At 38.5% G+C, this 12,040-nt stretch carries 8 protein-coding genes and 2 tRNA genes; 1 reads left to right on the top strand and 9 read right to left on the bottom strand.

All coding sequences use genetic code 11. From position 1 onward, the window contains the following. Window positions 1–3: 3 nt before the first annotated feature. Together mgrA and EZJ28_RS05170 are read right to left on the bottom strand one after the other, a co-directional pair. A complete protein-coding gene (gene mgrA, locus EZJ28_RS05175; RefSeq protein WP_131395622.1) occupies window positions 4–999 on the bottom strand; it encodes an L-glyceraldehyde 3-phosphate reductase in 996 nt (331 codons plus the stop codon). A 109-nt stretch (window positions 1,000–1,108) separates the two neighbouring features. Beyond that, the gene (locus tag EZJ28_RS05170) at window positions 1,109–1,567 is read right to left on the bottom strand and encodes a hypothetical protein (protein WP_131395620.1); all 459 of its coding nucleotides are present in this window, start codon (window positions 1,565–1,567) and stop codon (window positions 1,109–1,111) included. Window positions 1,568–1,717: 150 nt separating this feature from the next. Here EZJ28_RS05170 and EZJ28_RS05165 point away from each other — a divergent pair, with 150 nt between their 5' ends. Then, complete coding sequence (locus EZJ28_RS05165; RefSeq protein WP_131395618.1) at window positions 1,718–4,366, top strand: cation-transporting P-type ATPase; 2,649 nt, start codon at window positions 1,718–1,720, stop codon at window positions 4,364–4,366. A 5-nt stretch (window positions 4,367–4,371) separates the two neighbouring features. Here EZJ28_RS05165 and EZJ28_RS05160 read toward each other — a convergent pair whose 3' ends face one another. The 7 genes from EZJ28_RS05160 to EZJ28_RS05130 all read right to left on the bottom strand — a co-directional run bounded on the left by EZJ28_RS05160 (window position 4,372) and on the right by EZJ28_RS05130 (window position 12,015). Further along, window positions 4,372–4,809: a nucleoside deaminase gene (locus EZJ28_RS05160; protein WP_131395616.1), complete on the bottom strand. Its 438-nt coding sequence runs from the start codon at window positions 4,807–4,809 to the stop codon at window positions 4,372–4,374. Window positions 4,810–5,174: 365 nt separating this feature from the next. Further along, complete coding sequence (locus EZJ28_RS05155; RefSeq protein ID WP_131395614.1) at window positions 5,175–5,999, bottom strand: DUF1206 domain-containing protein; 825 nt, start codon at window positions 5,997–5,999, stop codon at window positions 5,175–5,177. 278 nt (window positions 6,000–6,277) lie between these two features. Continuing rightward, window positions 6,278–6,706: a response regulator gene (locus EZJ28_RS05150; RefSeq protein ID WP_131395612.1), complete on the bottom strand. Its 429-nt coding sequence runs from the start codon at window positions 6,704–6,706 to the stop codon at window positions 6,278–6,280. After that, window positions 6,672–10,085, bottom strand: coding sequence for a PAS domain S-box protein (locus EZJ28_RS05145; protein WP_131395610.1), 3,414 nt, complete (start codon window positions 10,083–10,085; stop codon window positions 6,672–6,674). Before EZJ28_RS05145 ends, EZJ28_RS05150 begins: the two co-directional genes overlap by 35 nt. A gap of 225 nt (window positions 10,086–10,310) precedes the next feature. After that, window positions 10,311–10,385, bottom strand: a tRNA-Pro gene (locus tag EZJ28_RS05140). Between the two features lie 150 nt (window positions 10,386–10,535). Next, window positions 10,536–10,618 (bottom strand) — tRNA-Ser (locus EZJ28_RS05135). Between the two features lie 161 nt (window positions 10,619–10,779). Further along, window positions 10,780–12,015 carry an NAD(P)/FAD-dependent oxidoreductase gene (locus EZJ28_RS05130; RefSeq protein ID WP_131395608.1) on the bottom strand — a complete coding sequence of 412 codons (1,236 nt, stop codon included), beginning with the start codon at window positions 12,013–12,015 and terminating at the stop codon, window positions 10,780–10,782. Between the last annotated feature and the right edge of the window lie 25 nt (window positions 12,016–12,040).

Below are 12,040 nucleotides of genomic sequence, written 5' to 3'. Positions count from 1 at the left end.
GGATTATTTCTTCAGAATATTATCAATCTGTTGAAGTTCTTCCTTTGTGAATTGAATGTTCCTGATAGCGGCTATATTATCTTCGAGCTGAGCCACTTTACTAACACCTACGAGTACAGAGGTAACTCTTTCATCTTTTAACAACCATGCTACGGCCATCTGAGCAAGACTCTGATCTCTTGATTTGGCTATTTTGTTTAATTCCTGAACCTGTCCAACCACTTCATCGGTGATCTGTGATTTGTCAAGATAGCTGCCTTCTGTCGCTGCCCTGGAATCTTCAGGAATTCCATGCAGGTATTTAGAAGTAAGGATTCCCTGTTCTAAAGGAGAGAATACTATGCTTCCAATTCCAATTTTTTCGAGGCTATTCAACAGGCTATCTTCCACCCAGCGATCCATCATATTATAGCGTGGCTGGTGTATAAGAAAAGGAGTTTTCTGCTCTTTTAGAATTTTTGCGGCCTTCTTAGTGTCTTCGGCGTTATACTGTGAAATTCCCACATAAAGGGCTTTACCCTGCCGTACGATCTGATCCAGTGCTCCCATGGTCTCTTCCAGAGGTGTTTCAGGATCCGGACGGTGGTGATAGAAAATATCTACATAATCCAGTCCCATGCGTTGTAACGACTGGTCAAGACTGGCGATTAAGTATTTTCTTGATCCAAAATTCCCGTAAGGCCCTGGCCACATATCCCAGCCGGCTTTAGTGGAAATTATAAGTTCATCTCTATAAGGTTTAAAGTCTTCCTTAAAAATCCTTCCGAAGTTCTTTTCAGCTGAGCCATACGGCGGACCATAATTATTTGCCAGGTCAAAATGAGTTATACCATTGTCAAATGCTGTTCTTAAGATACTTCTGGAATTCTCAAAATCGTCATTATCTCCAAAGTTATGCCACAGGCCCAAAGAAATTAATGGCAATTTGATACCACTTTTTCCACAGCGGCGATATTGCATTTTTTCGTATCTCTTCTCAGCAGGTTGGTATGTACTCATTTTATTTGGGTTTGAAGTAGCCAATTTACTAAAAAGCTATTCAAAAATGAAGGCAAGAGTAATAGATAATAATTTTAATAACGGGTAATCTGGAGATATTTCTCAAACTTTAATTTCTGCTAAAAGTTAGCAGGCCGTCATTTTCATTTTGAGAGTTTTCGTGAATTAGCCGGATCTCATTATTAGTAGCCGAGATCACATCATAATTACTGGTAAGCTCTGCAAGTTTTCCGGTAGAACTGAAAAAAAGATTGAAGTCTACGTCGTCATAGGAATCAGTTTCACTTCCCGAATCATTGCTTACTCTCCATGTTCCGCTTATAGTTTCAGAAGATGAATTAACCACAAGTTTATTGTTTTCTTCAAAAACGAAAACATAATCATTATAATTTGCAGTATTATCCATCCCGTTAGAAGTATAATTGCTGATCTTCCATTCTCCCTGTTTTACTATGTAATTAAGCTGGGCAGCTTCGGCAGCAGAAAGAGCTATGTCATCCTGGTCATTATCACAGGCCAGAAAAGCGTTTAGGGCAATAAAGATTAATGTGATCTTGAAAATTCTCATGGGGTAGGGTTCTTTATGTTTTGTTTTCAACGTAAATTTAAAAAGCCTATTGCTTTTATTTAAGGAAATTTTAAGGATTAACAGATCGAACATTGATTTTATCCTCATTATCCGATCCAAGAGGTATTCTTTTATCCGGCTTTAGATCAAATGGAATCAAAAATCAGCATAAAAAATCCGCATGCTCAAATTGCAGTTAAACTCCTACAAGAGCTGGACTCTGATAAGGATAAAGGTCTGAGCAGTGATAAGGTAAGAGCAAGACAGGCAATCTATGGTCCTAACCTTCTGGAACGTAAGAAGAAAAAAAGTGTGCTACATATATTCGCAGAGCAATTTTTAGATCCCATAATTTATATTCTTGCGGTTGCCATGGTCCTGGCCTTTTTCTTCCAGGACTGGATAGAAGGTTTTGCAGTGCTGTTCGTTATAATTATGACCAGCCTTATTGGCTTTTTTATGGAATTGCAGGCAGTACGATCTATTGAAGCGCTTCAGAAACTTGCTCCTGCTACCTGCAGAGTGCTCCGTGATTCAGAAGTCCAGACCATTGAGTCAGGGCTACTGGTTCCTGGCGATATACTTATCCTTGAAATGGGAGATATGGTCCCGGCAGATGCCCGCCTTATAGAAACAAATAGCCTGGCTATAAAAGAATCAGTCCTCACCGGGGAGAGTCATCAGATAGAAAAAATAATCGAGGTTTTAGATGAAAGTATTCCTCTTTCTGAGCAAAAGAATATGGTTTTTAGCAGTACTGTCGTTACCAGGGGAAGTGCAAAGGCCATAGTTACCGCTACCGGAAATGCTACCAAAATTGGTGAGATAAGTAAACTTACTCATGAAGCCATAAAGGTAAGAACTCCTCTGGAGAAGAAACTTAATAAACTAAGCCGGAAGTTAATATGGCTTACTTTGATTCTTGCTGTCCTTACCACTGTAAGCGGATATATTCAGGGTAAGGAACTTGTATTGATGATAAAGACAGGAATTGCTCTGGCGGTTGCCGCAATTCCTGAAGGTCTGCCAATTGTTGCTACTATTGCGCTCGCCCGGGGAATGCTAAGACTTTCCAAAGAGAAGGTGGTGATCAAAAGACTGGAATCGGTAGAAACGCTTGGTGAAGTTGGAGTGATTTGTACCGATAAGACCGGGACACTTACAGAAAATAAGATGCTTGTGGAAAATATCGTAGTACATAACGAGCATCTTCGGAATCTTAAAGTAGAAAATGAGAATTTACCGATTGCTCAGTCCCTGCGGGACAGACTCATTCAGGTAGCAGCCTTATGTAATAATTCCAGACCAGATGAAAAGAAATCAGGTGATCCTATAGAAGAAGCTTTATTACATTTTGCGATTGATCAGGGTGGTGAGCTGGATTCATTACGGCAGGAATTTCCCCGTATAAAAGAGTTTCCCTTCGATACTGAAAAAAAGCGAATGCTTACCGTTCATAATGCGAATGATGAATTTCTTATCTGTGTTAAGGGAGCCATGGAAACACTGCTTGATCACAGTAGCTATTTACAGGCCGGAGAAGAGATTGTTGAGCTTCACAATAAGGATTTGTGGCTTAAGGAAGGTGAACAAATGGCATCTGGCGGGCTGCGTACCCTGGCCCTGGCCTATAAACTTGAAAAGGAGGTTCCATCCAATCCCATGCATGATCTTATACTTCTTGGGCTTATAGGCTTTCAGGATCCACCACGAAAGGACGTTGCAGATGCTATAGAGACCTACAGGAAGGCCGGTGTGAAAGTTGTAATGGTTACCGGTGATCATCCAAATACTGCCCGGAAGATCGGAGAGGAAATAAAACTGGTGGGTTCAGACTCAAACCCTGATGATATAGTTTTTGGGAAGGAGTTTACTAATCTAAAGGAGCTTACACCACAGGCAGAGAAGAAGTTTCTGAAAGCACGGATTTTTGCCCGTATGATCCCTGAACAAAAACTGGATCTGGTAGAGCTGTATCAAAATAATAATCTTGTGGTAGGCATGTTAGGGGACGGGGTTAATGATACTCCGGCATTAAAAAAAGCGGATATTGGTATTGCCATGGGAATAAGGGGAACCGAGGCTGCAAAAGAAGTGGCCGATGTCATTCTTATGGATGATAAATTTACTTCTACAGAACTTGCGATAAGACAGGGTAGGAATATTTTTGAAAATATCCGGCATTTTGTGGTTTTCTTACTGTCATGTAACCTGGCCGAAATAATCGCCGTGGCTCTTGCATCTTTATCCAGTCTTCCGCTACCATTGACACCATTGCAGATCCTGTTCCTTAATCTTGTGACAGATGTCTTCCCCGCGCTTGCCCTGGGAATGGGAAAGGGTAGTGAGAAGGTTATGCAGAAACCGCCACGCTTGTCAGATGAGCCAATCATCACCCGGGCTCTGTGGAGGGCGATTGTAATTTATAGCCTGTCCATAACGCTGGTCGTGATCGGTATTACCTGGTATGCCTATTATTTAAAAAGCTATGATATGGTAATTGTAAACAACATGGCTTTTTATACCCTCATTTTAGGACAATTACTGAACGTTTTCAATCTGCCTTCGGTAAAATCTTCTTTTATTTTTAATGAAGTTACACGGAATAAATGGGTATGGGGAGCTATAGTGCTTTCTATTCTTATTGTGGTGATAGCTTACTGGATTCCTTTTTTGAATACCATGCTTTCCCTGAAAGCGTTAAATATACAACAGCTTTTAACTGTAGTGGTCTTCGGAAGTATTTCAGTACCCTTATCTCAGCTTATAAAAAGGCTTGGAATTCTTTCGGAGGATTAACTTTATTATTCTCCGATATCTTCGTTCCATAATTCTGGTTTAGCCTTGATGAAATCTTTCATCATTTCTATACATTCAGGATTGTTAATTACGTCCACTTCCACATCATTTGTTTTTAAAAGATCTTCCGAACCCTGGAAAGTAGTATTCTCCCCGATTATGACCCTGGGTATTCCATACAGAAGAATTGCCCCCGTACACATAGGGCATGGTGAAAGTGTGGTATAAAGAACAGACTCCCTGTAGACCGAGGCCGGCTGGCGACCTGCATTTTCCAGGGCATCCATTTCGCCATGGAGTATTACACTTGAATTTTGAATTCTTCGGTTATGGCCTTTTCCCAACACCTTATTCCTGTGAACAATCACACTTCCTATAGGTATTCCGCCTTCGGCAAGACCTTTTTTAGCTTCTTCAATGGCTATTCTTAAAAACTGATCCATATTATTCTATTAATCGACTGGTGTTAAAAATTGATCAATCCGGTTAGTTAAAAAATGATATCCCTAGCCTGTTTAAAGATAAAAGTTTATATTTATAAGCGTTATGTCCTGTCTTTCTGCTGAAAGACCTCTCCCCACAGATCAGGCCCCATTATTATTACCCCCTGGAATTATTTTGATGAAATTATAATTGCTGGAATATGGACTCTCAAACCCGAAGGGAAGATTTTATTAGAGCTGTACTTTTTGTTATCAGTATCATACTTATCCTGATTGTTTTAATTTTCAAAAAATAATCAGGTGGAATATTTTTTCCCGGCCTAAAAAAAAAGAGCCGGGAACTAATTTTTCCCGGCTCAGATAAACTATTTAAGGTCAATGGTTTTCTTACCAGGTCCGCCTGTACCACCGCGCAAACTGGCAACGGATATTGCGGGGTGTTTAGCCTTAATGAACATATACACTCCGTAGCCAACAAGGCCAATTGCCACAATTCCCATGGCTACTGATCCGAATTCATTCTGGATAAAACTGAAAGCATCGGTTTGAGTACCTATATTATTTCCGGAAGATAATCCGGAACGTAATGTAAGAAAGGCCATCAGGGCTATAACTATTCCTCGGGCAGTATGGCCAAACTTTCCGGCATTTATAAGTAATTTCTGTTCTTTATGATCCATTCCCGCTTCTTCAACTTCTTCCCGGAATTTTCCTGAATATGCACGGTAAAGATCGTAAATGGCTTTTATGGCCATTCCGATCCCGATTATAATGGCAATTGTATCCCCATTGGATCCGGACATTAGAGAACCCATCATTGACTTGCTGTCACCTGACCCGCTTCCAAAAGCAAGTTTGAAAGAATAAAAAGCAAGACCTCCGTAAATTAATCCACTTATAAAGAAAGCTATTCTTTTTGCATAACCCTTAGCATTATCTTCCAGTCCTTTAGGATTTGCGAATGACTGATAGAAACGCCAGAAAACGTATCCAAGTAGTCCTATTCCCATTAAGACAAGAAGTATCTGACCATATGATTGCTGTGCAAGGTATTGAAGAGCTCCTTTACCTCCCGTTTGTTCACCTCCCTGGCCGAAAGCCGCGAGAGCAGTAAGCACTCCAATAATAGAATAAACGGCTCCCTTGGCGACCATGCCAAATCTTGCAAAATTCTTCTTTTTACTACTCATATTGTTTGTTGATTGGTTAATTTTTGAAACTTTAAAATAAGCTGAATTAATTTACCAACTGTTATAATTAAAAAAACTTTAAGGTTTGAGTAATACATCGGTCCTATAGTTTATGTATAGGAAGGATTGGTCTTTGTGTTAAAAAATTGACGCCTTCAATGAGCTATAATTATCTATTCAAGGTTGCTGAAGGTTTGTGCCATATGATCTCTTCTGTTAGAGACCAGGTTAGTTACAATAATGGAGTGCGGGTAGTCTTTTGCAGGTATTTAATTGTATTAATTAAATCCCCTAAAACTGTTTCCCTTCGTAAGTGCGATTTCCTGAAGATTATGTTTGGTAAGAGGTTTGGAAAGAAACCCCGCTAAATAAGGATATCGCTTTAATTGTTCAGAAAAATCTTCAATTGATGAAGAAAGTATGTAGATTTCTACATGACTTAAAATTTCCGGTTTATTTTTTTCTAAAGCCTCCAGGAACTCCCAACCGGAGATTGATGGCATGTTAAGATCCAGGAAAACCACAGTTTGTTTTTTTCCGATGAGTTTTTCTTCATTCTTATTTAGAAATGATTCTAATGCTTCTTCAGGATCCTGAAACAAAAGTACCTGTGCATTAGAATTAAATTTTTTAATTACATGACTGCAAATTAAATTATTGGTTTGATCATCATCAATTATAATATATTGTAGTGGTTTCTTCATCATCCAAATTTTTTATCGTTTTTTCCTCTTCCAGTTCAATGGTGAATACCGTCCCTTGGCCTACCTCACTAGAAACCGTAATTTTTCCACCCATCAATTCCACCTGATTTTTTACCATAAACAGTCCCATCCCTTTGCCCTCCACGTGATGATGGAATTTTTTATACAAACCAAAGATCTCGTTGCCTCTTTTTTTTAGGTCTATACCAATACCGTTGTCTTCAAATGTCAGGATAACCCTTCCTTTCTTTTGAAGAGATTTTATTTGTATAACCGGAGTATTATGATTCTGGCGATATTTAATGCTATTAAAAATAAGATTATAGAAAACACTATATAAATAAGTTCTGATTGCATTTAAAGCTGGCACGTCTTTGAAATCAGTAATTATTTCAATATTTTCCTTTTGGATAATTTCGCCTATGGCAGATTTTATAGAGTTTACCAGTTCTTCTAATTCAACAGGTTCTTTCTTCGCACTGGTCTCTACCTTTATCTGTAGAATATCATTAAGATCTCTTATAATTGAATCCAATCGTTTTACATTGTCCAACATCTTATTCTTAAAATCATTCTTGATCTCATCCGGATAATCTTCATTCATCAGATCTCCTAATCCTATAATGTTGGCAACCGGAGCCCTGAGGTTATGGGAGACGATATAGGAGAATTGCTCCAGCCCCTTATTAGCCGTTATAAGTTCTTCTGTATACTTCTTCAGGTCCCGGTTAAGTTCCCTTAATGCTTTATCTGCTTTAATCCGTTCTGTTATGTCATTAGATATACCAATAAATCCGGTAAGCTTTCCTCTTTCATTGTAAACTGGAGAACTTGTAAGAAAAATATCAATAACATCCCCTTTTTTCGTATTCAAAGTTAATTCAGAATGGGATTCTTTAAGTCCCTGCTTGCTATAGTTTAAAGATATTTTCTTTTTTGAAAGTTGGGGCAGGAATTTTTCAATATGGACACCTAAAACCTCCTCTGTGGTCCAGCCATACATCTCAGTGGCTGCTTTATTCCAGTAAACAACCTTTCCTTCGACATCAGTGGCTATTACTGCCTGGCCTATTTTGCTAAGAAGATTAGCCTGGAAATGGTTTTCGGCTTCAGCTTTCACCCGGTCTGTAATATCAATTCCCACACACTGTATTTCACCATTTTCTTTATCAGTGTTCTCAAGAAAGATCATATCCCATATGGTAGTCTTCACCCCTCCATTTTTACTCGGCTTATCTATTTCCATCTGGAAAACCTGATTTGGATTAGCGAGACATTTTTCTGTGATTTCTTTAACCCTGTCATAATGATAAGGCATTACTGAAACCATTGAATCTTTACCTAAAATTTTTCCATCAGGATAAAGCCCTCCAAATTCATCCTTAAACTTTTTATTAGCATAAGAATATCTTCCCTGCAGATCAATTCTTATCATATAATTTGTCTGAGACTGGATAAGGCTTTTGTACCAAGACTTGCTTTTTTCCAGTTGTAATAAAGCTATTTTTTTAGCAGTGACATCTTTTATTGCTCCCACCATACGTATAGCTTTTCCATCGTCGTTTCTTACGACCGTTCCTCTTTCAACTACGTATAAATATTGTCCATCAACTCTTTTGAATCTGTATTCGGCTTGAAAATTTTCATCTTTTCCTTCGAGTACTTCATAAAGATAATCAACTACATGAGAGTCATCGGGATGTACATTCCTGCTCCATGCATCAATATCAGAAGCCATGTGCTTTTTGTCATACCCAAAAATTTTGCTGTATTCTTCACTCCAAAAAAATTCATCTGTTATGCAATCCCAATCATAAATAACCTCTGATGTTGCTCTAAGTACCAGTTCATACCGGGTATTGCTTTCCTGTAAGGATTTTTCTGTTTTGATCCTGTCTGTAATATCTTGTATGCTTCCACTAAATGTTATATTCTTGAACAGATTGGATGATAGTCTACCTATCTCATGCACCCACTTCAGAGTACCGTCAGGCAGGATTATTCTGTACTCTATATCGAAATCTTTAATTCCTTTTAGAGCAAGTTTATGAGATTCTTCAAACTTGTTTTTATCTTCTGGATGAATGGTATCTTTAATAAACTGTAATGTGGGATTAAAATCTTTTCTTGGTTGATTCCAGATATTATAGACTTCTTCAGACCAGTAAAGCTTTTCATTGCTTAGATCATTCTCCCAGTATCCCAGTTTGGCAATTTTTTGCGCAATCTGCAATTTAGAAGTCTTGGACTTTAACCTGCGCAGGTAATTTTCTTTTTCAGAAATGTCTAAACACATTATTAAACGACATTTTCTGTTTTTATATTCCAATGAATACTGATAAGTTTCCACGGTTAAAGGAGATCTTCCTTTTTTTAAATGAACCATGCGGTGTTGAAAAACTTCTCCGTCCTTCTGGTCCTCGTCCTGCAAGGTGTTTAGGTGCTTAACCGCTTCATTATCCGGTAAAAGATCAAGTAAAGTTAGATTAAGGAGTTCCTGGCGTTTATACCCATAAATTTTAGTAGCTGCAAGATTAACTTCCTGGATTTCATAATTTTCAAGATCATAAATAAAACAGGGAAGGGGACTATTTTTAAAAAGCTGTTTATATTTTTCTTTTGACGTTCGCAGTTCTTCCTCAGCTTTCTTGGCATCAGAAATATCTCTAATGATCATAGAGGTTCTGTTCTGGCCATCTCCACTATTAAATACCGAGGAAGTTATTTCTGCAGGAAAGCTACTGCCATCCTTTCGTTTCATCATTAACTCAGTTTTCAGTCTGCCAGTAAGTCTTCTTTCTTGCAATGACTTCAAATAGTTAGGATGATTAATATCAACTAAACCTTTTCTCCCTGCTGCACAAATTTCTTCTTCAGTCATCTGAAAAATACTGCATGCAGCAGCATTGGCGGCAAGAATCCGACCATCGGTGACTGTAAGAAGAATTCCATCTAAACTGTTTTCAAAGATTGCTTTATATTTTCTGTTATTTTCCTTTATCTCCTGTTCCGCTATTTTGCAGTGCAGGGTTTTTTTGATTATTGCAGGTAGTTTATTCAGTCTGTCTGAATAGAGAAAGTCGTAGGCGACTCCGCTTTCAATTAGAGGGAGCACTAAATGTTCGTTTTCTACCTCTGTCAAAAGAATTAGAGGAATTTGTTCTTTTATACTTGATAAATATTTCTTCAGCGATTCAGTATAATTGTTATGGTAATCAGCCAGAATTAGGTCGGGCCTGATTTGGTTTATACTATTAAGGAAAGTCTCCGGTTTTTTACATTTCTCAGCTTTCGCAACCTCAACATCAAAAAACCTCTTTCTTAATATTTCAAACACTTTTCCGCCCAGGCCTGAATTAGAAAAATAGAGAATACGCGTCATAAAAAAATCATTAATTCTCGATAAAATGGATGTAAATATCTATGAAATACAATTGTGAGGGTTAAAGATAATTTTTTTTGGAAAACATTAACAAATTGGTGCAGATGTTTTTTGCAGAAGAAAAATACATTTTGCCTTATGATAATAATTAGGCAACAAGAATGTAGCGAGTAAGGAGTAAAATAAAAAAGCCCTGTAAAAACAGGGCTTTCTAAAGGATTAAGGTCGGGGTGGCAGGATTCGAACCTGCGGCCTCCTGCTCCCAAAGCAGGCGCGATAACCGGGCTACGCTACACCCCGTAATAGCAAAAGCTATTATTCATTAGAATAATCGATATTTTTAGTCTTTTCCGTTCCAAATCACTTAAAAAAGCAGCCGGGAAGCGGAGGAAATTTATCCCGATTTTTCTGTTGAAAAAGAGAATAAAAAACCGCAGACTAAAAATCTAGCGGAGAGACCGGGATTCGAACCCGGGCATCCAAGAAGGATGACAGCTTAGCAGGCTGCTGCATTACCACTCTGCCACCTCTCCGTTATTGTAAGAACGTCGCAACTAATTTTGCGGTTGCAAATGTAACTTTTACTTGTAAACCTTCCAAACCTTTTATTTCTTTTTTCGGTTTAGATCCGAATAAAAATAAGGCTTAATTTTTTAAAATACTTGGCTTCAGGAATCTATGTTTATTAATTTTTTCAACTAATTTTCTGTGAACTTATCAATTCATATAAATTCCTTACCGCCCTATCATGATTTCGTACAAATGGATTGCTGTTATCCCATACATAACCGGCAAGTACGGCACATATCTGTTCTTTGATCTGGGAATCCGGGTAAGGGTGGAAAAATATCTCCTGTAATCTGCCAGTATACCATTCCTTTACATAGGTTGAAAATACATTCACCCCCTTGGCAATATAATCGGAATACTCCTTCTCCCAGTTTACAGTAGATCCATTGAGTTCCCGATATGCAAGTTTTGCGGCCAGTAATCCGGATTCGGTGGCAAAGGCCACACCCGAAGAGAAAACAGGGTCCAGAAATTCTGCTGAATTCCCGGTTAATGCAAAACCCTTTCCATACACAGATTGTACGCTTCGGGAAATATTCTTTAAGAGCACAGGCTTAAATTTTAACCGATAATAATCAAAACGCCCCTTGTAGTATTTCGTTTCCCTTAGCATTTTTCGGAATTTCTCTTCATTGTCGCCTGCAAATAAATCAAACCATTCACTCCTCCCTACAAAACCAAGACTGCTGTTGCCATCGGAAAAGGGAATATACCAGAACCAGGTTTCTGTATCCAGGACTTCAAAACTAATTAACTCTCCTTCCTTTCCCCCAGGTCGGTTGGTTTCTTTGACATGAGTAAAAATTGAAGAATGATCGTAAATCTTAGGCGGTGCTTCCAGACCCAGTTTTCTTGCCAACACCCTTCCATTTCCGCTGGAGTCAATAATAAATCTGGAAAAAAATTGTGATTCTTTTCCTGTAGAATCAAGCGTTGTAATTTCCCAGATATCATTGTTATAATTTAAAGATTTCACTTCGGTTTCAAACCGAATATCCACTCCCCGGGAACGAATTTCATCGGCAAGAACTTTATCAAAATCTGCCCGGGATACCTGCCAGGTCCAGTCCCAGCCTGAACCAAACTTCTTACTGAAATCAAATTCGGCCACTTCGTTCCCGCGAAGAAAACGTGCCCCATACTTCTTTTGAAAACCTTCTTTCCCGATTGCCTTTAAAAGGCCGGCTTCCTCAAAATTATCCATACATCTTGGGATCAGGCTTTCTCCGATACTAAATCTGGGAAATTTTTGTTTTTCCAGTACCAGAATGGATGCATCCTGTTTTTCCAAATAACCTGCAGCCACCATCCCTGAAGGACCCGCGCCTATAATGATAATATCTTTTATTTTCTTTTTCATAGATTACAAAAAGAGCTATGGCAAA

The sequence above is a fragment of the Gramella sp. KN1008 genome, from assembly GCF_004332155.1.
Lineage (GTDB): Bacteria > Bacteroidota > Bacteroidia > Flavobacteriales > Flavobacteriaceae > Christiangramia.
The sequence above is the reverse complement of the archived record's forward strand: the minus strand, read 5'-3'. Positions and strand labels throughout refer to the sequence as shown.